The organism is Mesorhizobium wenxiniae (assembly GCF_002284535.1).
Classification (GTDB): Bacteria; Pseudomonadota; Alphaproteobacteria; order Rhizobiales; family Rhizobiaceae; genus Mesorhizobium; species Mesorhizobium wenxiniae.
In genome coordinates this window covers 87,174-109,483 of the sequence record NZ_NPKH01000025.1, presented here as the reverse complement: position 1 = coordinate 109,483, position 22,310 = coordinate 87,174, and the positions used below count along the sequence as shown (strand labels likewise).

Below are 22,310 nucleotides of genomic sequence, written 5' to 3'. Positions count from 1 at the left end.
GCATGGCAAAAAAACTTGGGGTCGGCGTCATCGGCTGCGGCAACATCTCGAAGGCGTATTTTTCCCTGGCGCCGCTGTTTCGCGGCATGGAGATGCGCGCCTGCGCGGATATCGACATGGATGCAGCCAAGGCGCGGGCGAAGGAGTTCAAGCTGCGCGCCGCGACAGTCGAAGGGCTGCTCAAGGCGGGCGACATCGACATCATCGTCAACCTCACCGTTCCGGCGGTGCACTATGAGGTGTCGAAACAGATCCTCGATGCCGGCAAGCACGTCTATTCGGAAAAGCCGTTCGTGCTGTCGGTCAAGGAAGGGCTGGACCTGAAGAAACTGGCGGAGAAAGACGGACTGCGCATAGGCTCGGCGCCGGACACTTTCCTCGGTGGCGCGCACCAGCTTGTCCGCAACCTGATCGACACCGGCAAGCTCGGCAAGATCACCAGCGGCACATGCCACGTGATGAACCATGGGATGGAGCATTGGCACCCCAATCCGGACTTCTTCTTCCAGCCTGGCGCTGGTCCGGTGCTCGACATCGGACCCTACTATATCACCAATCTGATCCAGCTGATCGGGCCGGTGAAGCAGGTGGCGGCGTTCGCGTCGATCCCCTCGACCGAACGCACGATCAGTTCGAAGCCGCGCGCGGGCGAAAAAGTCCTGGTCGCCACGCCGACGACGATCCACGGCGTGATGGAGTTCGAGAATGGCGCCGTGGTGACGCTCAATACCAGCTGGGACGTGTGGAGCCATGGCCATGCGCCGATGGAACTCTACGGCGAATTGGGGACGGTGTTTTTGCCGGATCCGAATTTCTTCGGCGGCGACGTTCGCTTCACCAACGGCGCCAAGCCGGTCAAGAAGCTGCCAAAGTGGAAGCATCCGTTCGGCGTGGCCAACCAGATGCATTCGCACGGCATGATGGCCAATTACCGCACCGCCGGTCTCGCCGACATGGCGCTGGCGATCGTGGAAGGCCGGCCGCATCGCTGCTCGATGGAACTGGCGCTGCATGCCGTCGATGTGATGACCGGCATGCTGCGGTCGGGCGCGAGCGGAAAGTTTGTTGCCATGCAGACCACCTGCGAACGGCCTGCGGCACTGGGCGTCAAAGACGCCGAAGGGCTGTTGGCGAAGAAGAAATAGGTGCGGGCTTCAGTGACACGTCGAACCCTCTCCTCATAGAAACCGAGAGAGGCTAAGGGTGAGAGGCAGGGCCGACTCACCCTTTTCGCGGTGGCAGCTGCCTGGCTCGCTTTTGATTTGAGGATCTCCCATGCCCTATGTGCCCGCCGAAAACCGCTACGAGAACATGGTCTACAATCGCTGCGGGCGATCCGGCCTGAAATTGCCGGCAATCTCGCTCGGGCTCTGGCACAATTTCGGTGACGACACGCCGCACCGGACCAAGCAGGCGATCGCGCGCAAGGCTTTCGATCTCGGCATCACACATTTCGACCTCGCCAACAATTACGGCCCGCCGCCCGGTTCGGCGGAGACGGCTTTTGGCGAAATCCTGCGGACGGATTTTTCGGCCTATCGCGACGAGCTGATCATCTCGACCAAGGCCGGCTACGAGATGTGGGCCGGACCGTATGGCGAATGGGGCGGGCGCAAATATGTGCTGGCCAGTCTCGACCAGAGCCTGAAGCGGATGCGGCTCGACTATGTCGACATCTTCTATTCGCACCGCTTCGATCCCGAAACGCCGCTGGAAGAAACGATGGGTGCGCTCGATCACGCGGTGCGCTCGGGCAAGGCGCTTTATGCCGGCATCTCCTCCTACAATTCGCAGCGCACGCGCGAGGCCGCCGACATATTGAAGCAGCTCGGCACGCCTTGCGTCATCCATCAGCCGAGCTATTCGATGCTCAACCGCTGGGTCGAGGACGATGGTCTGCTCGACACGCTGGAGGGGCTCGGCGTCGGCTCGATCGTGTTCACGCCGCTGGCGCAAGGCATGCTGACCGACAAATATCTCGGCGGCATCCCTGACGGCAGCCGCGCCAGCCAGGGCAAGTCGCTGCGGCCGGCCTTCATCAACGACAAGACCATCGCCAACATCAAGGCGCTGAACGCCATAGCCGGCCGACGCGGCCAGACGCTGGCGCAGATGGCGCTGGCCTGGGTGCTGCGCAAGGGCCGGGTGACCTCGGCGCTGATCGGCGCCAGCCGGCCGGAACAGGTCGAGGATTGCGTCGGCGCGCTGAAGGCGCTCGATTTCAGCGATGCCGAGCTCGCCGAAATCGACGCCTACGCACGCGAGGCCGACATCAATCTGTGGGCCGCCTCCGCCGAGCGCAACGGTCCGCCTCGCAAGTGACTCAGGGCAACCGCGTCAGGTTGGCGCTGCCCCTCATCGCTTGCCGGGCACTTCTCTCCGTTTAGAGACGGGGAGAAGGACGTCTCCACAAAGGATTTCGCCAATCACAGGCGGCTGTAGAAAGGGGAGCCAAGGTTGCGGCCAAGCCCTTTCTCCCCGTCACTATACGGGGAGAAATGCCCGGCAGGGCAATGAGGGGCAGCGCAGGCATTGAAACAGTAGCAAAAAGACCCGTTCGTCGCTATCTGGAGAGGATTGAAGCCGCTTGCATGCGGAAATGATGTGCGGGCGGCGCAAGACGGGTTGGAACAGGACCATGGCGGCAAGGGATGTGCTGACGAAAAACCAGCTGTGCGTGCTCGAGAAACTCGAGGCCGCCAGCGGGCCGCTCAGCGCCTATACGCTGCTCGACCAGCTGCGCGAGCGGGGTTTTCGCGCCCCGCTGCAGGTCTATCGCGCGCTCGACACGCTGGTGAAGTCCGGCTTCGTGCACCGGCTCGAAAGCCTCAATTCCTTCGTCGCCTGCGCCGAGCCGCACGACCACAGCCATTCGATGGCTGCCTTTGCCATCTGCGATACATGCGGGCAGGTGACCGAATTTTCCGACCATGAAGTCGGACACCGGCTCGACGAATGGGTGCGCTCGACCGGCTTCGCCGCCAAGAAGGCGGTGATCGAGTTTCGTGGTACCTGCGCGAAATGCCGAGCTGAGGCGGCTTAAAGGCCTGTTATGCCGCGACATAACGGTGGATGCCGGAGGGAAGCGCCCCCATCTGTCCTGCCGGACATCTCCCCCACGAGGGGGAGATTGGCAGCTTCGGCGCTGCAACCATCTTGCTCCGTTGGAGATTGGCGAAAGCCGGGATAACGGCCGATCTCCCCCATGTGGGGGAGATGTCAAGTTTTGGCAAAGAGGGCAGGACAGAGGGGGGCGCGAAGGATCGCTACAGATCGCAATTGGTCGGCCGCGGACGTCCGGACGTTAATGCGCCTCTTCCCAATTGTCGGCGGCGCGGGCGTCGACGTGCAGCGGCACTGACATCGACACCGCTGGCATCGCGGCGTTCTCCATGACATGGCGCACGACGGGGATGGTCGCCTCGACCTCCGCTTCGACCGTCTCGAAGACCAGTTCGTCATGCACTTGCAGCAGCATGCGGGCGGACAGCTTCGCCTTTTCCAGTGCATCGTCCATGCGGATCATGGCGCGGCGGATGATGTCGGCCGCGGTGCCCTGCAGCCGGGCGTTGATCGAGGCGCGCTCGTTGAAGGCACGGACTGACGGGTTTGACGACCGTATCTCCGGGTAATGGATGCGGCGGCCGAAGATGGTTTCGACATAGCCGTATTCGCGGGCATAGGCCTTGGTCGCGTCGATATAATCGCGGATGCCGGGGAAGCGTTCGAAGTATTTCTTGATATAGGCGCCGGCCTCTTCGCGCGGGATCGACAGCTGGTTGGCCAGGCCAAAGGCGGAAATGCCGTAGATGATGCCAAAATTGATCGCCTTGGCGCGGCGGCGTATCTCCGCGGGCATGCCCTCGACCGGCACGTTGAACATCTCCGAGGCGGTGATGGCGTGGATGTCGGCGCCGTCGGCAAACGCCTGCTTGAGCTGTGGGATCTCGGCGACATGGGCGAGCACACGCAGCTCGATCTGGCTGTAGTCGGCGGAAACCAGCTTGTTGCCCTTGTCGGCGATGAAGGCCGTCCGGATCTTTCGCCCCTCGACGGTGCGTACCGGAATGTTCTGCAGATTGGGATCGGAGGACGACAGCCGTCCCGTCGTCGTTGCGGCAAGCGCGTATGAGGTGTGGACGCGCTTGGTATCGGGATGGACGAAACCGGGCAGCGCATCGGTATAGGTCGATTTCAATTTGGTCAGCTGGCGCCAGTCGACGATCTTGCGCGGCAGCTCGTGGCCTTCGGCGGCGAGGTCTTCCAGAAGCTGCGCCGAGGTCGACCATTGGCCGGTCTTGGTCTTGGAGCCGCCGGGCAGGCCCATCCTGCCGAACAGGATGTCGCCGAGCTGCTTTGGCGAGCCGATATTGATGCGCTCGCCGACGAGCTGGTAGATTTCGTCCTCCAGCCGCGCGGCGCCCTGTGCCAGCTCGCCGGACAGCCGCGACAGGATCTGCCGGTCGACGGAGATGCCGCGCTGCTCCATCCTTGCCAGAACCGGCACCAGCGGCCGTTCCAGCCGCTCGTAGACCGAGACGAGGCCCTTGGCGGCAAGCCGTGGCTTCAGCACCCGCCAGAGCCTGAGCGTCACATCGGCGTGCTCCGCGGCATAGGCCGTTGCCTTGTCGATGTCGACCTGGTCGAAGCCGACGAAGCTTCTTCCAGAGCCGGCCAGATCCTTGAGGGCAATGGGAGAGTGGCCGAGCCACTTTTCCGACAGAGCCGCCATGCCGTGGCCGCCGGACGTGCCTGCGTCGAGCACGTAGGAGATCAGCATGGTGTCGTCGAACGGGGCGACATCGATGCCGTGGCGGCTCATGACGACGAGATCGTATTTCAGCTCCTGCACGATCTTGAGAACCGACTTGTCCTCCAGCAACGGCTTCAGGATGCCAAGCGCCTCACGGATCGGGATCTGGTTTTCGACCACTCCGCCGCCGAGCAGGTCGCCGTTGCCGCTTTTGTGGGCGAGCGGCACATAGGCCGCGCGACCGGGCGCGGTGGCCATGGAGAGGCCGATCAGTTCGGCCTGCATCGGATCGGGCGAGGAGGCCTCGATATCGAAGGCGACGATGCCTGTCTCCATCGCCTCGGCGATCCAGGCCCTCAGCGTCGCGGCATCACGGATGGAGACGTATGCGCCGGTGTCGATCTTGCGGGCGGTCGCAGCCTCCAGGCGAAGCGCCGAAAGCAAAGAAGGCGTATCGCCTTGCTTGGCGGCTTCGGCGGGAGCCTCGTCGGACGGCGCAGGTATGTTCTCGGCAGCCGCCGGCGCGCCAAAGCCCATGTCGGGGCCATGTGCCGTATCGGCCCGCTCTATCGTAACGGCGGTGGCCGCGACGTCGCCTGGATCGGTTCCCGTCGCTTCGGCCACACGGCGGGTCAGCGAGGTGAATTCCATGGTCTTGAGGAAGCCGATCAGCCTGGGACCGTCGGGCGCCTGCAAAACGAATTGGTCGAGCCCCTCGCTCACCGGAACGTCGTTCTTCAGCGTCACCAGCTCACGCGAAATGCGCGCCTTGTCGGCATTGGCGATGATCGATTCGCGCCGCTTGTCCTGCTTGATCTCGCCGGCGCGGGCGAGCAGCGCGTCGAGATCGCCGAACTGTTCGAGCAACTGCGCCGCCGTCTTCGGACCGATGCCGGGCACGCCCGGCACATTGTCGACCGAGTCGCCGGTCAGCGCCTGCAGGTCGATCATCTTTTCCGGCGGCACGCCCCATTTTTCGATCACCTCGGGAACGCCGATCTGGCGGTCCTTCATCGGGTCGTACATAGCGACCGTCGGGCCGACCAGTTGCATCAGATCCTTGTCGGAAGAGATGATGGTGGTGTCGGCGCCGGCTTCGCAGGCAAGCCGGCAATAGGTGGCGATCAGGTCGTCGGCTTCGTAGCCTTCTGTCTCGAGGCAGGGCAGGTTGAAGGCCCGGGTTGCCTGGCGGATCAGGCCGAATTGCGGGATCAGGTCTTCCGGCGGGGCCGAGCGGTTGGCCTTGTATTCGGGGTAGAGATCGCTGCGGAAGGTTTTCGACGAATAGTCGAAGATGACGGCGAAATGCGTCGGCACGATGCCGACATCGGTGTTGCGGGCGTCCTGCGTCAGCTTCCAGACCATGTTGCAGAAGCCGAGCACGGCACTAGTCGGCAGCCCGTCGGATTTGCGGGTCAGCGGCGGTAGCGCGTGATAGGCACGGAAGATGTAGCCGGAACCGTCGACAAGGAAGAGATGATCGCCTTTTTTCATGGGACGAAGGGATAGCGCGGCGCAGCGTCGGGGTCCATGCCAAAGGCGGCCTCAACCGCCGGTTCCGGCAACATCCCTGACAGTCGATCCGATCACGGGTATGTTACGAAAGTGTAATCTTCGTGCCCTTGAATCGCCACGTTCGGAGACACAGATAAGCGCCATCGGCATTTTTCGCCGAGGTCCGGAGCAAGGCCCGTCCCCCGCCTATCCCGGACACTTGCGGCAGCCTATCCCCCCTCTCCGGGCTGCCGCATCGTTTCGAGTAAAGGCCGCCGTGGTTCCCCTCCACCACGGCGGCATTTTTTTGCCTTTCGACGCCCGTGGTCCAACGACGGCCGGCTTTTCGTTTCTGCCTTGCGGCTTTAGGGTTGCTGCTCAGAATCGAAAGGCTTGATAAAAATGTCCAGAATTTCTCCCGTCCTCGATCGTCTCGACAAAAACCTCGACGAGAGCCTGGAACGCCTGTTTGGCCTGCTCAGGATCAAGTCGATCTCGACCGATCCGAGCTATGCCGCCGATTGCCGCAAGGCGGCGGAATGGCTGGTGGCGGAGCTCAAGCGGATAGGCTTCGACGCCAGCGTGCGTGACACGGCAGGTCATCCGATGGTGGTGGCGCACCATGACGGGCCGGCGGGCGCACCGCATGTCCTGTTCTATGGCCATTACGACGTGCAGCCGGTCGATCCGATCGAGCTCTGGGAAACCGACCCGTTCGCGCCTTCGGTGAAGGAGATCGAGCCCGGCCACCAGGTGATCACGGGACGTGGTTCGGCCGACGACAAGGGGCAGCTGATGACCTTCGTTGAGGCTTGCCGCGCCTGGAAGCAGGTGCATGGCGGGCTGCCGTGCCGCATCACGATCCTGTTCGAAGGCGAGGAGGAGTCCGGTTCGCCATCGCTGAAGCCGTTCCTCGAGGCAAATGCGGCCGAACTCAAGGCCGACTTTGCGCTTGTCTGCGACACTGGCATGTGGGACCGCGATACGCCGTCCATCTGCGTCGCGCTGCGCGGGCTGGTCGGCGAGGAGATCACGGTGAAGGCCGCCGACCGCGACCTGCATTCCGGTCTCTATGGCGGTGCTGCTGCCAATCCAATCCGCATCCTGGCCAGGATATTGGCCGACATCCACGACGAGGACGGCCATGTCACCATTCCGGGGTTCTATGACGGCGTCGAGGAGACGCCTTCGCAGATCCTGAAGTCATGGGAGGCGCTCGGCGAAACCGCCGAGACATTCCTTGGGCCTGTCGGCCTGTCGATTCCGTCCGGCGAACAGGGGCGCTCGGTGCTCGAACTCACCTGGGCGCGGCCGACGGCCGAGTTCAACGGCATTGTCGGCGGCTATACCGGCAAGGGGTTCAAGACGGTGATCGCGGCGGAAGCCTCGGCAAAAGTGTCCTTCCGCCTCGTTCACAAGCAGCATCCCCAGAAGATTCGCGCCGCTTTCCAGGCCTTCGTCAGGGAGCGCATCCCGGCCGACTGCTCGGTCGATTTCCACCCGCATGGCGGCTCGCCGGCGATCCAGCTTTCCTACGACTCGCCGTTTCTCGCCAAGGCCAAGGACGCGCTGTCCGACGAATGGCCGAAACCGGCAGTGACGACGGGAAGCGGGGGCTCGATCCCGGTGGTCGGCGATTTCCAGACCTATCTCGGTATCGAATCGTTGCTGGTCGGTTTCGGGCTCGACGATGACCGCATCCATTCGCCGAACGAGAAGTACGAGATGAGTTCATTCCACAAGGGCCAGCGCTCCTGGGCGCGCATTCTCGATGCGCTGACACGCTGAGGGGGCGAGAATTCAACTTTCTGTTGATTTTTCATCGGATCGCGGCAAGGACGGGCTAGAGCGACGTGCGTCCAGCCGCGACCGGAGAATACGATGAGCGATATCCGCTTCCATAAGAACGACCTGCCGGGGCTCTTGCACTACGACGTCGGGGCGGTCGCCATCGACACGGAGACGCTGGGGCTCAATCCGCATCGCGACCGGCTTTGCGTGGTGCAGATCTCGCCGGGCGACGGTTCCGCCGACGTCATCCAGATCGCGCCCGGCCAGAAGAAGGCGCCAAACCTCGTCAGCCTGCTCAAGAACCGCAGCATAACCAAGCTGTTCCATTTCGGCCGTTTCGATCTCGCCGTCCTCTACAACGCCTTCGGCGTCATGCCGGAGCCGGTGTTCTGCACCAAGATCGCCTCGCGGCTTACCCGAACCTATACCGACCGGCACGGGCTGAAGGACATCTGCTTTGAGCTTCTCGGCGTCAGCCTGTCGAAAGCGCAGCAGTCATCGGACTGGGCGGCGGAGACGTTATCGCCCGAACAACTCGAATACGCCGCCTCCGACGTGCTCTATCTGCACCAGCTGCGCGATGTGCTGACAGCGCGGCTTGCGCGCGACAACCGGACCAGGGAGGCCGAAGCCTGCTTCCGCTTCCTGCCGACGCGTGCGAAACTCGACCTGATGGGCTGGGATGAGGCAGACATCTTCGCCCATAGCTAAGGCGGAACCTGGTGTTCGCCGCGACGTTCTGTCGGTCCGTGGAGGGATGAAATGGCTGCCAGAAAACCAATCGAAACAGCACCCAAGGATGGCTCCAAGGTCACCGTCTACTGGAAGGACAGCGACGGGGTGATGAACGAATCCATCGCGCAGTACCGGTCGCTCGACCGGCTGAAAGCGGCCGGCGGCGACTGGGACGAGAACGACACCGGCTGGTGGGCCTATACGGACGGTCATACGCAAAGGAAGGTCAAGCCGATCAGCTGGCGGCCTGCATCCGGGGATGGCGACGACGAATGACGCCGCTGGCGGCGCCGGCTCCTTTCCAATAGGTTGGACATGTCGCAATCGGAGGTCGATTCGGAGCTCTCTGCTCCGCGACCATTCGCTCGGGAGGGATCTGCAATGGGTACTGAGGGCCTGCTTGTCTTCATCATCATCGGTGCCATCGCCGGCTGGCTCGCCGGCCTGATCGTCAAGGGTTTCGGCCTCGGCCTGGTCGGCAATATCGTCGTCGGCATCGTTGGTGCCTTAATAGCCGGCTGGCTCTTCCCAAGGATGGGGTTCGCCATAGGCGGCGGTATATTTGCCTCCATCATCCACGCCACGATCGGCGCGGTGATCCTGCTCGTGCTGATCAAACTGGTGAAGCAGGCCTGATCCTCGAAGCACATCAAGGGCGCGCCATGAAGCAGAACATGCTCTATCTCATCATCGGCGCGCTCGTCGTCGTGGTCATCGCGCTCGGCGTCTATGTCTATCGCGAGCAAACCAGGCCGAAGGGCGTGGAACTCAAGATCGACGACAAAGGCATTTCGATCCAGCAGAACTGAGCGGCGTTGGGTTGGCGCGGCAAAGGTGCCGATGACCTGCCCCATCGGGGTCGAAGATTGAGCGCCAAGGCAGGCCGCTCCATCCTTCGATGCACCCGGAGAGAAGCCAACCTGGATACGGAATAAGAGTGACGTATCGACACATCCGCGGTATGATCTTGGTACAGGGAGTTTGGGGCCAACCCACCTACTATTAGGAGGTTGCCATGAGGCACCAAACACTGGACCAACTGCATGCGGTGGCAAAGGTACACAGAGACCCAACACCTCCTAGAATGGACCGAACCCAGCGTCTCGAACGTTGGTCAAAACTTCTAGAACGGCAGCCCAGCCGACTCCTTACCGCGCTTATCGGGACCGAATATCGTTCGTCGCCGGAGCGCGAAATCATGCGTGGCGAAGGCTCGCCAATATCGGTTGCCTTCGAGGATCCGATTCTGCGCGATGAGGGGCTGAAAGACGACACTTATGGCGAAGCAAAGCGTTTCTTCGAACTGACCGACGATCAGCTCCACGAAATTGTCTGCTACTGCCATGTCGGCGAGACGATGCAATCATCCTGGGCAGCGCTTTCCGTTCGTGATGCGATCGACTAACGCATGATCCACCAAGGTGAATGACTTTGGTGGCAAGGTCATGCGCAGATTCAACGGTTTAGAGCAGCGATCGAACGCAAGAGACGGTGGCTGAGCGGTTGATGCTGAAATACGAGAAGGCCGTCTCGCGAGGGACGCCATTGTTGCAAACCCCCAGAAGCAAGGAACGCAGCGGTGACGTCCCGTAACGCATTGAATTAACTTTGAACCATTTAACCCGCCCTTAAATCGCCGCATCTACTCTTCACGCGAACGCCATGGAGCGATGTGCGTCCGTTCGGACGCACAGAGAGTACGCTCTTAGACTTTGAAGCTTCGCATCGTGTTTCCGAAAATCGCGATTTTCGGGCCGATGCGATAGGCATCGGGACATACAGCACAGCGCATGGCGAACCGCAGAGACAGCCGCATCGAACCCAGCTTCGAGGGACCGCCACGGGCGAAATCCTCGGCCGGTTTTTCTGTGAGCGAGGAGGATCGCGTCGTGCCGAGCAACCGCAAGACCTCTGCAAAGCGCCAGCCGGCCCGGGCAAAATCGTCGCGTCGCGGACGTGGCAAAAGCCGGCGCGGCCTGTTCGGCGTGCTCGGCCGGTTGGCCTACTGGTGCTTCGTGCTGGCCATCTGGGGCGGCATCGCCAGCGCAGGCATCGTCGTCTATTACGGTGCGAAAATGCCGGCGGCCACCACCTGGGCCATTCCCGACCGCGCGCCCAATATCAGGATCGTCTCCGTCGAAGGAAAACTGCTCGCCAATCGCGGCATGAGCGGCGGCGAAGCTGTCGGCCTGCATGAAATGTCAGCCTATATTCCCGAGGCCGTCATAGCCATCGAAGATCGCCGCTTCTATTCGCATTTGGGCATCGATCCGATCGGTCTGTCCAGAGCCATGGTCGCCAACGTTCTCGGCGGGCGTTTTTCGCAGGGCGGCTCGACGCTGACCCAGCAATTGGCGAAAAACCTGTTCCTGACGCCTGATCGCACGCTGGAACGCAAGGTGCAGGAAGTGCTTCTGGCGCTGTGGCTCGAGCACAAGCACACCAAGGACCAGATCCTCGAAATGTACCTCAACCGGGTCTATTTCGGCTCCGGCGCCTATGGTGTCGAAGCGGCCTCGCGCCGCTATTTCGGCAAGAGCGCACGCGATGTCACGCTGCCTGAGGCGGCACTCCTCGCTGGCCTGTTGAAAGCGCCGTCGCGTCTGTCTCCGGCGCGTGACCCGAAGGCGGCCGAGCAGCGCTCGCAGCTCGTTCTCGCCGCCATGCGCGACGAAGGCAAGATCAGCGCTAAGGAACTGACCACGGCGATGAGCGCGCCGGCGTCGCGGGTGGCATCCTACTGGACGGGCTCGGAAAACTACGTCGCTGACACCATCGTGGAAGAACTGCCCGACCTGATCGGCGATGTGCGGGGCGACATCATCGTCGACACCACCGTCGACCTCACGCTGCAGAAGCTCGCCGAACAATCGATCCGCCGGCTGATCGACGGGAGCGGCAAGAAGCTCAATGCCAGCCAGGGTGTGCTGGTGTCGATCGACAATTCCGGGGCGGTACGTGCCATGGTCGGCGGCTATGATTATTCGACCAGCCAGTTCGACCGCGCCTCGGAGGCGCGCCGCCAGCCGGGCTCGGCGTTCAAGCCGTTCGTTTACATGGCGGCGCTGGAAGCCGGCCGCACACCAGACAGCGTGCGCAATGACGCGCCGATCAGAATAGGCAAATGGACGCCAACCAATTACGGCGGCAAGTATTTCGGCAAGGTGACGCTGGCGACGGCGCTGGCGAAGTCGCTGAACTCGGTGGCTGCCCAGTTAACCATGGAAGTCGGCCCTGACGCGGTGGTCGAGGCGGCGCATCGCATGGGCATCCAGTCCGACCTCACGGCCAACACCTCGATCGCGCTCGGCACCTCTGAAGTGACGCCGCTGGAACTGACGTCGGCCTATGTCCCCTTCGCCAATGGCGGCTACCGCCCGGACGTCCATCTTATCCGCCGCGTGACGACAGCCGGCGGCAAGGTGCTCTACGACAACAATGGCGGCGGCTCCCCGCGCGTCATCAAGCCCGAGATCGTCGGGATGATGAATTCTATGATGACCGGCACTGTCGAAATCGGCACTGCCAGGAAGGCGGCCTTTGCCTGGCCGGCCGCCGGCAAGACCGGCACCAGCCAGAATTCGCGCGACGCCTGGTTCATCGGCTACACCGCCAATCTCACCACCGGAGTCTGGTTCGGCAATGACGATGGCGGTCCGATGAAGAAGGTCACCGGCGGCGCGCTGCCGGCGCAGGCCTGGCATGAATTCATGGTCGCCGCTCATGAAGGCGTGCCGGTGCGGCCGCTGCCTGGAACATGGAGGTCGACGCCCGCGGACACGATCGTGCAGGACGAAATACCGTCCAACGCGGCGCAACCGGCCCCGGTGCCGTCCGCTTCGGTTGGCCAATCCGCGCCGTCCGCCAAAAAAGCGTCGCCGCCTCGCGCCGTGCGTCCCGCCGAAACGGTCGATGCCGCAGGCTTCGGGATGCCGGGCGGTGGGGGCACCACCGCATCTATCAAGCGCCCGGTGCCGCCCGGCGATGTCGGCGGCCCGGTCAAGAAGCGGCAGACCTCGATCTTCGACATCCTCACCGGCGGCTGACCCCTCGTCATCGCTGCCGTGTTCCGCTACATCTCCGGGTTAAAAGTGCTAGAGCGTACTTTGTGCGCCCAAAGGGACGCACGTCGCCCTAAAGAGATCGCGAATGGCCGAAACCGACACCAGAAAGACAATCGTGCTGACTGGCGCCAGCCGCGGCATCGGCCATGCCACGGTCAAGCGCTTTTCGCGCGAAGGCTGGCGCGTCATCACCTGCTCGCGCCAGGCCTTTGCCGAGGACTGCCCGTGGCCGGCCGGTCCGGAAGACCATATCAAGGTCGATCTCGCCGACCAGGAGGATGTCGGCATCGCGATCTCGGAAATCCGCCATCGGCTGGAGGCGCATGGCGGCCAGCTTCATGCGCTGGTCAACAATGCCGGCATCTCGCCGAAGCTCAAGGACGGCAACAGCCGCATGAATTCGATCGACACACCGATGCATGTCTGGCGCGACGTGTTCCAGGTCAATTTCTTCGCGCCGATCATGCTGGCGCGGGGATTATTTAGGGAATTGGCGTCGGCCAAAGGCTCGATCGTCAATGTCACCTCGATCGCCGGTACCCGCGTGCATCCCTTCGCCGGCACCGCCTATGCGACGTCGAAAGCCGCGCTCGGCTCGCTGACGCGGGAAATGGCGCACGATTTCGGCCCGCACGGCATCCGCGTCAACGCCATCGCACCCGGCGAGATCGATACGGCGATCCTGTCGCCGGGCACGGAAAAGATTGTCGAGACGATCCCGCTGCGGCGGCTGGGGACCACGGCGGAAGTCGCCGACATCATCTTCTTTCTGTGCTCGCAGCAGGCGTCCTATGTGACGGGCTCGGAAATCCACATCAATGGCGGCCAGCACGTGTAAGCGAACGCCGGCGATCGAGGTCTAAGTAATCGGTGCTTTCGGCTCTTCGGCCGCCTCTGTCTTGCCTTCCATCACCTCTTCCACAATCCCACGCGCGATCTCGCGCTCACCCATGATGACCGTGTCGGCTCCGAGCCCCTTGAGATGCTCGACCTCGGCATCGGAATGGGCGCGGGCAATGACGTTGATCTTCGGGTTGGCGGCGCGGGCGCGCAGCACGATCTGTCCCGCCTCGAAGGCGTTGGGGATGGCGAGGATCAGCCGCTTCGCGCCCTCGGGATTGGAAGCAGCGAACACCTCGCTATTCGCGGCGTTGCCGGACACGGTTTCGATGCCGTCGTCCCTGAGCTTCGCCAGCGTCTTGTCGGCATCCTCAATGACGAGGAAGGGCAGGGCGGCCTCCTTCAATGACGCGCCGACGAGACTGCCGACGCGGCCATAGCCGACCAGGATGGAATGGCCGGTAAGCGCTGTCCTGGGCGGCGGGCCGTCCTCTTTCACGGGTGCCGCAACCGAAGCCAGCTGGCCTGGCTCCGTCGCGGGGCCGATCGGCTTTGCCTCGTCGAGCGAAGCCGTCTTGCCGGCGCGCCTTTCCAGCCAGGGTTTCATCCAGTCGACGGCAAGGAACATCAGCGGGTTCAGGACGATCGACAGGATAGCACCGGCGAGGATGAGGTCGCGTCCTTGTTCGGGCAGCAGCTTCAGCCCGACGCCGAGCTCGGCCAGAATGAACGAGAATTCGCCGATCTGGGCAAGGCTTGCCGAAATCATCAACGCGGTCGCGATCGGATAGCGGAAGGCGACGACGATAGCGAAGGCCGCCAGCGATTTGCCGATGACGATGATGGCCAGTGTCGCCAGGATCGGCCAGCCATTGCTGATCAGGCTGAACGGGTCGAACAGCATGCCGACCGAAACGAAGAACAGCACGGAAAAGGCGTCGCGCAGCGGCAGCGATTCCTCGGCCGCTCGATGGCTGAGCGCGGATTCGCTCATGATCATGCCGGCGAAGAAAGCGCCCAGCGCCAGCGAGACGCCGAATAGCTTGGCGGCGCCGAAGGCGACGCCGAGCGCGATGGCCAGCACCGCCAGCCGGAACAATTCACGCGAACCGGTATGGGCGACGTAGTGCAGGATCCAGGGGATGACACGGCGGCCCACCACCAGCATGACGACGACAAAGGCGGTGACCTTGGCCAGCGTGCTGCCGACGACACTCCAGATGCCGTAGCTGGCCGGCAGCGACAGCAGGCTGCTATGGGTCTCCCCTTGCTGCTGGCCGCCCAGCACGCCAGCCAACGCCGGCAAAAGCACCAGCGCCAGCACCATGGCCAGATCCTCGACGATCAGCCAGCCGACGGCGATGCGGCCGCGCTCCGTCTCGATCAGCCGCCGCTCCTGCAAGGCACGCAACAGCACCACGGTCGAGGCGACGGAAAGCGCCAACCCGAAGACCAGCCCCGCGCCCATCGACCAGCCGAGCATCCAGGCAAGGCCGGCGCCGAGCGCCGTCGCGAATCCGATCTGAACTATGGCGCCGGGCACGGCGATGGCGCGGACCGACAACAAATCCTTCAACGAGAAATGCAGGCCGACGCCGAACATCAACAGGATCACGCCGATTTCGGCCAGTTCGTTGGCGAGGCCGGCATCGGCGACGAAGCCCGGCGTGTTAGGCCCGACCAGCACGCCAGCGATGAGGTAACCGACCAGCGGCGGGATGCGGAAGCGATTGGCAATTGCGCCGAAGACGAAAGCCAGCCCCAAACCGGCGACAATGGTGGCGATAAGGGGCGTGTCATGCGGCATGGTCTATGGAGCGCCTTTCAAAAATCACGATGTCGGATATGCACCGCCCGAAGCAGCCGCCTTTGCAATATGGCGGCTCGGATGGTCGAGGCAACCCGCAAATGCCATGAAATCGACGACAGGGATGACAGAAGGCGAGCCGCCTCGGGCTGGCAATGGTTGCTCGAAAAAAGAAGGGGATTGCTGCAAAAAGGAAGGGGCCTGCGCCGCCCGATGCCCGCGATCAGGCCGCCTGCAGCAGGTTTTCGATGTCGACGATGGTGTGGTTGGTCAGCGTCTTCGAAATTTCCACTGTGATTTTCTCGGCGACTTCCTTGTGCAGTTTTCGACGCATGTCGCCCAGCACCTGCGGCGGTGCGATCAGCACCATCTCCTTGAAGGCGCCGCGATGCGCGAGCTTGTACAGCCGCTCGGCAATTTCGTCGGCGAAACGCTCCTTGCCGAGACGATGCCAGTCGGTGTCCTCGACTGCGCTGCGGTGGACGGAAGGGCCGTCGCTGTAGCGGCCGGGGCGGTCCGAACCTTGCTCTCGCGTCGCCGGATTTGCCTGTTCCATTTCCTGCACGACCTGAAGGTCGGGATATTGGGTGTCGCCACGGTTCTCGAGGAACAGCGCCTTCTCGCCGTCGGCCACTACGATCCACAGTCCGCGTTTCAGCTTGAGGTTATTCACGGAGCGCTCCTTTTTTCTGTTTTTCATGGTTTCTAGGCCCGTCTCTGGAGCCATTGCCGCGGCTGAACAGCCAGGCTCGGATTCGCAGGGCAAACACGCGCCGACGCAGGAATGTTCCGGTGTTCAGCGCATCGCAGCTTTAGTCTACTAGACGTAGAATTTAGAAAAAAGTGTTTTGTAATATACCTCGCTTGTCGCTAGAACCGCCACAGATCAAGGCTCGCAACAGCGGCTTGGATCCGCTCCACTCGTGGCTGTGGAATTTTTTTCTCCTGCCTTTGGTGCTTGCGGAAAAGCGATTGCTTCGCACGAAGCGATGCGCGAGTGCGTTCCTTCTGCTTTTTCGCGCCCGCGCGTAGAACTGCCAGCGTATTCAGGATTCCGCTCGCCATGCCGCAGGCCACCGCCAAGCTCAACGCCTTTCCCGTGTTTATGCGGGTCGAGGGCGAAGCCGTGGCCATCGTCGGCGGCGGCGAGGAGGCTCTGGCCAAGGCGCGGCTGATCGGCCAGTCGAGCGCCGTGCTGCGCATCATAGCCGATGCCGCCGGGGCCGAGTTGCTGGCCTTCATCGCCGCGGATGGTGCCATCCACATTGCTGCCGCCTACGATGCCGCGCATCTCGAAGGCGCGGTCATGGCGTTTGCCGCCAGCGGCAATGAGGCGCTCGACCGCCGGGTTGCCGAAGATGCGCGCCGGATGGGCATTCCGGTCAATGCCGTCGACCGGCCGGAGCTGTGCGATTTCTTCACCCCAGCGCTGGTCAACCGCGCGCCGGTCGCCATTGCCATCGGCACGGAAGGGGCCGGCCCGGTGCTTGCCCAGATGCTGCGCAGCCGCATCGACCGCATGCTGTCGCCGTCGGTCGGGCCGCTTGCTTCGCTTGCCGCCTCGTTACGCGGCACCGCTGAGAGATTGCTGCCGAAAGGCAATGCCCGTCGGCGCTTCTGGAGCGACTTTTTCGGCGGCGCGCCGGCCCGCGCCATGGCGGCCGGCCAGCTTTCGCAGGCGCATGATGCCGCCGTTGACATGTTGCTTTCGAACGCGCCGGCATCGGGCCACATTGCCCTGGTTGGCGCGGGTCCCGGCGCCGAAGACCTGCTGACGTTGCGCGCCCACCGCCTGCTGATGGAAGCCGATGTCATCGTCCATGACGCACTCGTGCCGGAGACGATCGTCGCCATGGGCCGCCGCGACGCCGAGCGTCTGCCGGTGGGCAAACGCAAGGGCTGCCATACCAAGAGCCAGGCCGAAATCAACGCGCTGCTGATTGAACTCGGCCGCGACGGCAAGCGCGTCGTGCGGCTGAAATCCGGCGATCCGCTGGTGTTCGGCCGGGCGGGCGAGGAAATGGCGGCGCTGCGCGATGCCGGCATCGCTTATGAGGTGGTTCCTGGCGTCACCGCGGCCTTCGCCGCCGCCGCCGATTTCGAGTTGCCGCTGACGCTGCGCGGCGTGTCGTCATCTATGGTGTTCACTACCGGCCATGACCTCAAGGGAAATTCGCTGCCTGACTGGGCCAAGCTCGCCATCTCCGGCGCAACGGTCGCCGTCTATATGGGCCGCTCAGTCGCGGCCGAGGTTGCCGGCCGGCTGATCGAGGCGGGCCTGTCGCCGGATACGGCGGTCGCCGTGGTCGAGAATGCCAGCCTTGCCAACCGCCGCCGTTTCCACGGCACGCTCGCCGACCTGCCGTCGCTTGAGGTCCGCGCCGACCTTACCGGCCCGGTCATGACGATCATCGGCGATGCAGTCGCCGGCGCCAACTTTGAACGTTCCGAGCCGCTCGCGGCACACAGGCATGAAGGCGCGGCCCAAACAGCCGCCGAAGGAGCTGAACGATGAAAGTTCTGACCGCAAACCGCCTGACCGACGGCGAAGCCGTCTGGTACGCCAACGGCGGCTGGGCCGAGATCATCGACAATGCCGATGTCGCCCATGATAAGGCGGCTGAAGACCGGCTGGAGGCGATCGGCGCCACGGCTTATGCCAACAACGAAGTGGTCGATGTTAATCTGATCGACGTGACCGTCGCCAATGGTGTGGTCGAGCCGGTCCGGCTGCGCGAAAAGATCCGCGCCGCCGGCCCGACCAACCGCAATGACCTGGGCAAGCAGGCCCGCCCGGAAGCCGCCCGGGCGGCGTAAACGACCACATTGATGACGGGCGGACGCGCCCGGAAAGACCAGACATGTACCGTTACGATGAGTTCGATCACGATTTCGTCCAGGCCCGCGTCGCCGAGTTCAGCGATCAGGTCGCGCGGCGGCTTGCTGGCGAGATCACCGAGGATCAGTTCCGGCCGCTGAGGCTGATGAACGGCGTCTACCTGCAATTGCACGCTTACATGCTGCGCATTGCGGTGCCTTACGGCACGCTGAACAGCAAGCAGCTGCGCATGCTCGGCCACATCGCCCGCAAATACGACAAGGGCTACGGCCATTTCACGACGCGCCAGAACATCCAGTTCAACTGGCCGGCGCTGTCGGACATTCCGGCGATCCTGGCCGATCTGGCGAGTGTGGAAATGCACGCCATCCAGACCAGCGGCAATTGCATCCGCAACGTCACCGCCGACCACTTTGCCGGTGCCGCCGCCGACGAGGTCGCCGATCCGCGCCCCTATGCGGAAATCCTGCGCCAATGGTCGTCGGTGCATCCGGAGTTCTCGTTCCTGCCGAGAAAATTCAAGATCGCGGTGACCGGCGCCGAGCGCGACCGCGCCGCCATCCAGACGCATGACATCGGCCTGCATTTGAAGAAGAACGCTGCCGGCGAACTCGGTTTTGCCGTCTATGTCGGCGGCGGTCAGGGCCGTACACCGATGATCGCCAAGAAGATCCGCGACTTCCTGCCCGAGGCGGACCTTCTGTCCTACTGCACGGCGATCCTGCGCGTTTACAACCTCTACGGCCGCCGCGACAACAAATACAAGGCGCGCATCAAGATCCTCGTCCACGAGACCGGCGTCGAGGAGATCACCCGTCAGGTCGAGGCCGAATGGCAGGAGCTGAAAGAGGCGGATCTGAAGCTGCCGGAAGCCGACATCCGCGCCATCGATGCCTATTTCGCGCCGCCGGCGCTGGCCGACCGGCCGGAAGGCGACGAGGTGGTCAAGCTTGCCCGCCTCGATTCCAAGAGCTTTTCGGAATGGCTCGATCAGAACGTGGTGACCCACCGCCATCCTGATTATGCCGCCGTGACCATTTCGCTCAAGGGCATCGGCGAAGCGCCGGGCGATGCCTCCGACAGCCAGATGGAAGCGGTCGCCGACCTTGCCGAGAAATATGCCTTCGACGAGTTGCGCGTCAGCCACGAGCAGAACCTGATCCTGCCGCATGTTGCGCGCGCAGACCTCAAGGCGGTCTATGACGCTCTGGTCGACATCGGACTGGCGACCGCCAATTCCAACCTGATATCAGACATCATCTCCTGCCCCGGCCTCGATTATTGCGCGCTGGCCACGGCGCGTTCCATTCCGGTGGCACAGGAAATCTCGCTTCGTTTCGCTTCGCTTGAGCGGCAGCGCGAGATCGGCGAATTGAAGCTGAAAATTTCCGGCTGCATCAACGCCTGCGGCCATCATCATGTCGGCCATATCGGCATCCTCGGGGTCGAAAAGAAGGGCGCCGAACTCTATCAGGTCACACTCGGCGGCTCGGCCGACGAGAACACCTCGGTCGGCGAGATCATCGGCCGCGGCTTCAGTTCGGAAGAGATCACCGACGCCATCGAGCAGATCGTCGAGACCTATCTCGGCCTCCGGCTCGACAGAAACGAAAAATTCATCGACGCCTACCGCCGTGTCGGTCCCGCGCCGTTCAAGGAGGCGCTCTATGCTGGCGAAGCCAAGGCCGCTTGATCGTATCGTCGACGTCGAGGCCGGCATCGCCGCCGAAGCGGCGGGGCTCGATGCGCTCTATGGTCATCTGAAGCCGCTTGAGATCATCGAGCGGTCGGCCCGGGAGATCTTTCGCGGCGAAACCGCCGCAGTTTCGTCCTTTGGCGCGGATTCGGCGGTGCTGCTGCATATGATCGCCAAAATCGACCGGACGTTGCCGGTGATCTTCCTCGACACCGGCAAGCATTTCGAGGAGACGCTCGGCTATCGCGACGCGCTCGTTGCCGATTTCGGACTGACCGATATCCGGGTGATCACGCCGGACGAAGCAGCGCTCGAACGGATCGATCCGACCGGCAATCTGAACGAGACCGACACCGACGCCTGCTGCGACGTCCGCAAGGTCGAGCCACTGGCGCGCGGCGTCGAGCCGTTCCGCGCCTGGTTCACCGGCCGCAAGCGTTTTCAGGCGACCACGCGGGCAGCACTTCCGGTGTTCGAGGCGGTCGGTTCGCGCATCCGCATCAATCCGCTGGCCCACTGGACGACATCGGACCAGGCCGCCTACATGCGCAAGCATCAGCTGCGCGAGAACCCGCTGGTCGCCTATGGCTATCTGTCGATAGGCTGCTTCCCGTGCACGCAGCCGGTGCAGCCGGGCGAGGACGCGCGCAGCGGCCGCTGGGCAGGGCACGCCAAGACCGAGTGCGGCATCCATTTGTCGGGGCTGGAAAAGTCGCTGACCGACGCATCGCTTTAGGGTATGTTGATATTCAGGTGATGCCGGCCTGCAAACGGTAGCTTCCTGCGCTTCCGGTGCTCACGTACCAAAAGTACGCTCCGCTCCGGTTCTCGGAAGCCACCATTTTCGGCTCGGCCTGACCTGAATCTCGACACACCCTGGACTGTTTGATTTTTAGGAATTTCGATGACCGAACCGACGACACTGGAGACCCGCCTCTGGACCCCGAAGGGTTTTCGCGAGGACGAGTGGACCCATGCCGAAAGTGCAGACGCACTGTCCGGCAATGGCCGCTTCATCCTGCCGCTGCAGGTGTTTCTCGACCTCGACCCGGCGGTGCGCCGGTCGGCGAAGGAACGCCTCGGCGTCCTGCTTCAGCCCGGCGACCAGCTCGAAAAGATCGCCGACCTGCTCGACCAGATATCGCTGGTGGCGTTGGCCTTCCCGGCTTTCAGTGACGGCCGTTCCTTCTCAAAGGGAGAACTGCTGCGCAGCCGCTACCATTTCGAGGGCGCGGTCCGCGCAACCGGGCAAGTTCTGGTCGACCAGCTGCCGCATATGCTGCGCCTCGGCTTCGACGAATTCGAAGTGTCGCATCCGGTGCTTTTGAAACGGCTCGAGGAAGGCCGCACCGGCGGTCTGCCGCTGTATTATCAGCCGACCGAGAGGCCGGAGGCCAAAGGCCCTAAATACTCCTGGCGGCGGGTGCGCGCCGGCTGATCGCCTGCGCCGGGCAGATCGCCGCATCTGGTCGGACCACCTTTTTCAGTCTTTTGTTTTCGGTGTCCTGCCCTTAGGATAGGCTCATTATTTCGCGCTCCGAAATAAATATTGCCACCAAGGGAGGAACCGGAAATGGCTGGTAAGAAGATATTGATGCTCGTTGGCGAGTTCAGCGAGGAATACGAGATTTTCGTCTTTGAACAGACCATGCATGCGGTCGGCCACACGGTTCACGTCGTGTGTCCGGACAAGAAGGCGGGCGACATACTGAAGACGTCGCTGCACGACTTCGAGGGCCACCAGACCTATACGGAAAAGCTTGGTCACGATTACATCCTCAACAAGACCTTTGCCGAGGTGAATCCGGCCGAATACGACGCAGTCTATGCGGCGGGCGGGCGCGGGCCGGAATATATCCGCATCGACAAGCGCGTGCAGGCGCTGGTGCGGCATTTCCATGAAACCGGCAAGCCGATCTTCACCATCTGCCATGGCGCGCAGATCCTGATGGCGGTCGACGGCGTGCTGCGCGGCAGGGAAGTCGCGGCGCTCCAGTATTGCGAGCCAGAAGTCACGCTCGCCGGCGGCACCTACATCGATGTCGCGCCGACCGGCGCCCATGTCGACGGCAATCTGGTATCAGCCAAGGGCTGGCCGGGTCTCGCCGCCTTCATGCGCGAATGCCTGAAGGTGCTCGGCACCGAGATCCGCCACGGCGAGATATTGATGCGCGACGAACGCAAGGCGGCTTAAGCAAGGCTTGGGAACCGCCGCATTTGTCGTGCGGCGGCTCTACAGCGCCGCGCGTCCTTTTGGGGCGCGCAAAGGACGCTGTAGCAATTTGATTCAC

Annotated in this window: 20 protein-coding genes; 17 read left to right on the top strand and 3 right to left on the bottom strand. The window is 63.0% G+C overall.

All coding sequences use genetic code 11. The features are described from left to right. Window positions 1–2: 2 nt before the first annotated feature. The 3 genes from CIT31_RS21465 (at window position 3) to CIT31_RS21455 (ending at window position 3,043) form a co-directional block, all read left to right on the top strand. Window positions 3–1,145, top strand: coding sequence for a Gfo/Idh/MocA family protein (locus CIT31_RS21465; protein WP_095520270.1), 1,143 nt, complete (start codon window positions 3–5; stop codon window positions 1,143–1,145). A gap of 130 nt (window positions 1,146–1,275) precedes the next feature. Beyond that, window positions 1,276–2,322: an L-glyceraldehyde 3-phosphate reductase gene (gene mgrA, locus CIT31_RS21460; RefSeq protein WP_095520269.1), complete on the top strand. Its 1,047-nt coding sequence runs from the start codon at window positions 1,276–1,278 to the stop codon at window positions 2,320–2,322. A gap of 316 nt (window positions 2,323–2,638) precedes the next feature. Beyond that, the gene (locus tag CIT31_RS21455) at window positions 2,639–3,043 is read left to right on the top strand and encodes a Fur family transcriptional regulator (protein WP_095520340.1); all 405 of its coding nucleotides are present in this window, start codon (window positions 2,639–2,641) and stop codon (window positions 3,041–3,043) included. 261 nt (window positions 3,044–3,304) lie between these two features. On the opposite strand, the gene polA is transcribed toward CIT31_RS21455, so the two are convergent. Next, window positions 3,305–6,247, bottom strand: a complete 2,943-nt coding sequence (gene polA / locus CIT31_RS21450; protein ID WP_095520268.1) for a DNA polymerase I — start codon at window positions 6,245–6,247, stop codon at window positions 3,305–3,307. Between the two features lie 402 nt (window positions 6,248–6,649). Between polA and CIT31_RS21445 the strand changes: the two genes are divergently transcribed. The 8 genes from CIT31_RS21445 (at window position 6,650) to CIT31_RS21410 (ending at window position 13,675) form a co-directional block, all read left to right on the top strand. Further along, the gene (locus CIT31_RS21445) at window positions 6,650–8,035 is read left to right on the top strand and encodes a M20/M25/M40 family metallo-hydrolase (RefSeq protein WP_095520267.1); all 1,386 of its coding nucleotides are present in this window, start codon (window positions 6,650–6,652) and stop codon (window positions 8,033–8,035) included. Between the two features lie 93 nt (window positions 8,036–8,128). Continuing rightward, a complete protein-coding gene (locus CIT31_RS21440) occupies window positions 8,129–8,749 on the top strand; it encodes a ribonuclease D (RefSeq protein WP_029348220.1) in 621 nt (206 codons plus the stop codon). Window positions 8,750–8,800: 51 nt separating this feature from the next. Further along, window positions 8,801–9,049 carry a hypothetical protein gene (locus CIT31_RS21435; RefSeq protein WP_095520266.1) on the top strand — a complete coding sequence of 83 codons (249 nt, stop codon included), beginning with the start codon at window positions 8,801–8,803 and terminating at the stop codon, window positions 9,047–9,049. A 105-nt stretch (window positions 9,050–9,154) separates the two neighbouring features. Beyond that, window positions 9,155–9,409 (top strand): GlsB/YeaQ/YmgE family stress response membrane protein, encoded by a 255-nt coding sequence (locus CIT31_RS21430; RefSeq protein ID WP_095520265.1) that lies wholly within the window; start codon window positions 9,155–9,157, stop codon window positions 9,407–9,409. 26 nt (window positions 9,410–9,435) lie between these two features. Continuing rightward, the gene (locus CIT31_RS21425) at window positions 9,436–9,582 is read left to right on the top strand and encodes a hypothetical protein (protein ID WP_029348215.1); all 147 of its coding nucleotides are present in this window, start codon (window positions 9,436–9,438) and stop codon (window positions 9,580–9,582) included. 206 nt (window positions 9,583–9,788) lie between these two features. Beyond that, a complete protein-coding gene (locus CIT31_RS21420) occupies window positions 9,789–10,178 on the top strand; it encodes a hypothetical protein (RefSeq protein ID WP_065010152.1) in 390 nt (129 codons plus the stop codon). Between the two features lie 385 nt (window positions 10,179–10,563). Beyond that, window positions 10,564–12,819, top strand: a complete 2,256-nt coding sequence (locus CIT31_RS21415; protein ID WP_095520264.1) for a transglycosylase domain-containing protein — start codon at window positions 10,564–10,566, stop codon at window positions 12,817–12,819. 103 nt (window positions 12,820–12,922) lie between these two features. Then, the gene (locus CIT31_RS21410; RefSeq protein WP_027153080.1) at window positions 12,923–13,675 is read left to right on the top strand and encodes an SDR family NAD(P)-dependent oxidoreductase; all 753 of its coding nucleotides are present in this window, start codon (window positions 12,923–12,925) and stop codon (window positions 13,673–13,675) included. Between the two features lie 21 nt (window positions 13,676–13,696). Here CIT31_RS21410 and ybaL read toward each other — a convergent pair whose 3' ends face one another. Together ybaL and CIT31_RS21400 are read right to left on the bottom strand one after the other, a co-directional pair. Next, the gene (gene ybaL, locus CIT31_RS21405; protein ID WP_095520263.1) at window positions 13,697–15,484 is read right to left on the bottom strand and encodes a YbaL family putative K(+) efflux transporter; all 1,788 of its coding nucleotides are present in this window, start codon (window positions 15,482–15,484) and stop codon (window positions 13,697–13,699) included. Between the two features lie 223 nt (window positions 15,485–15,707). Further along, window positions 15,708–16,157, bottom strand: a complete 450-nt coding sequence (locus CIT31_RS21400; protein ID WP_029348209.1) for a baeRF12 domain-containing protein — start codon at window positions 16,155–16,157, stop codon at window positions 15,708–15,710. Between the two features lie 390 nt (window positions 16,158–16,547). Between CIT31_RS21400 and cysG the strand changes: the two genes are divergently transcribed. The 6 genes from cysG to CIT31_RS21365 all read left to right on the top strand — a co-directional run bounded on the left by cysG (window position 16,548) and on the right by CIT31_RS21365 (window position 22,213). Continuing rightward, window positions 16,548–17,999 (top strand): siroheme synthase CysG, encoded by a 1,452-nt coding sequence (gene cysG / locus CIT31_RS21390; RefSeq protein WP_095520261.1) that lies wholly within the window; start codon window positions 16,548–16,550, stop codon window positions 17,997–17,999. Then, complete coding sequence (locus tag CIT31_RS21385; protein ID WP_095496873.1) at window positions 17,996–18,301, top strand: DUF2849 domain-containing protein; 306 nt, start codon at window positions 17,996–17,998, stop codon at window positions 18,299–18,301. The genes cysG and CIT31_RS21385 overlap by 4 nt, the downstream gene beginning before the upstream one ends. Before the next feature lie 44 nt (window positions 18,302–18,345). After that, entirely contained in the window at window positions 18,346–20,016 is a 1,671-nt protein-coding gene (locus tag CIT31_RS21380) for a nitrite/sulfite reductase (protein WP_095520260.1), read from the top strand. Next, entirely contained in the window at window positions 19,991–20,755 is a 765-nt protein-coding gene (locus CIT31_RS21375) for a phosphoadenylyl-sulfate reductase (protein ID WP_095520259.1), read from the top strand. The genes CIT31_RS21380 and CIT31_RS21375 overlap by 26 nt, the downstream gene beginning before the upstream one ends. 168 nt (window positions 20,756–20,923) lie before the next feature. Then, window positions 20,924–21,457 carry a DUF934 domain-containing protein gene (locus CIT31_RS21370; RefSeq protein ID WP_095520258.1) on the top strand — a complete coding sequence of 178 codons (534 nt, stop codon included), beginning with the start codon at window positions 20,924–20,926 and terminating at the stop codon, window positions 21,455–21,457. Between the two features lie 135 nt (window positions 21,458–21,592). Then, the gene (locus CIT31_RS21365) at window positions 21,593–22,213 is read left to right on the top strand and encodes a DJ-1/PfpI family protein (RefSeq protein WP_029348200.1); all 621 of its coding nucleotides are present in this window, start codon (window positions 21,593–21,595) and stop codon (window positions 22,211–22,213) included. Window positions 22,214–22,310: the final 97 nt, after the last annotated feature.

Bases quoted from the DNA above. Each gene is read 5' to 3' on its own strand.
- CIT31_RS21375 (WP_095520259.1), top strand. From the start codon at position 19,991: ATGCTGGCGAAGCCAAGGCCGCTTGATCGTATCGTCGACGTCGAGGCC.
- CIT31_RS21425 (WP_029348215.1), top strand. From the start codon at position 9,436: ATGAAGCAGAACATGCTCTATCTCATCATCGGCGCGCTCGTCGTCGTG.
- CIT31_RS21455 (WP_095520340.1), top strand. From the start codon at position 2,639: ATGGCGGCAAGGGATGTGCTGACGAAAAACCAGCTGTGCGTGCTCGAG.
- CIT31_RS21415 (WP_095520264.1), top strand. From the start codon at position 10,564: ATGGCGAACCGCAGAGACAGCCGCATCGAACCCAGCTTCGAGGGACCG.
- CIT31_RS21440 (WP_029348220.1), top strand. From the start codon at position 8,129: ATGAGCGATATCCGCTTCCATAAGAACGACCTGCCGGGGCTCTTGCAC.
- CIT31_RS21380 (WP_095520260.1), top strand. From the start codon at position 18,346: ATGTACCGTTACGATGAGTTCGATCACGATTTCGTCCAGGCCCGCGTC.
- CIT31_RS21420 (WP_065010152.1), top strand. From the start codon at position 9,789: ATGAGGCACCAAACACTGGACCAACTGCATGCGGTGGCAAAGGTACAC.
- cysG (WP_095520261.1), top strand. From the start codon at position 16,548: ATGCCGCAGGCCACCGCCAAGCTCAACGCCTTTCCCGTGTTTATGCGG.
- CIT31_RS21410 (WP_027153080.1), top strand. From the start codon at position 12,923: ATGGCCGAAACCGACACCAGAAAGACAATCGTGCTGACTGGCGCCAGC.
- polA (WP_095520268.1), bottom strand. From the start codon at position 6,247: ATGAAAAAAGGCGATCATCTCTTCCTTGTCGACGGTTCCGGCTACATC.
- CIT31_RS21370 (WP_095520258.1), top strand. From the start codon at position 20,924: ATGACCGAACCGACGACACTGGAGACCCGCCTCTGGACCCCGAAGGGT.
- ybaL (WP_095520263.1), bottom strand. From the start codon at position 15,484: ATGCCGCATGACACGCCCCTTATCGCCACCATTGTCGCCGGTTTGGGG.
- CIT31_RS21445 (WP_095520267.1), top strand. From the start codon at position 6,650: ATGTCCAGAATTTCTCCCGTCCTCGATCGTCTCGACAAAAACCTCGAC.
- mgrA (WP_095520269.1), top strand. From the start codon at position 1,276: ATGCCCTATGTGCCCGCCGAAAACCGCTACGAGAACATGGTCTACAAT.
- CIT31_RS21365 (WP_029348200.1), top strand. From the start codon at position 21,593: ATGGCTGGTAAGAAGATATTGATGCTCGTTGGCGAGTTCAGCGAGGAA.
- CIT31_RS21465 (WP_095520270.1), top strand. From the start codon at position 3: ATGGCAAAAAAACTTGGGGTCGGCGTCATCGGCTGCGGCAACATCTCG.
- CIT31_RS21435 (WP_095520266.1), top strand. From the start codon at position 8,801: ATGGCTGCCAGAAAACCAATCGAAACAGCACCCAAGGATGGCTCCAAG.
- CIT31_RS21385 (WP_095496873.1), top strand. From the start codon at position 17,996: ATGAAAGTTCTGACCGCAAACCGCCTGACCGACGGCGAAGCCGTCTGG.
- CIT31_RS21430 (WP_095520265.1), top strand. From the start codon at position 9,155: ATGGGTACTGAGGGCCTGCTTGTCTTCATCATCATCGGTGCCATCGCC.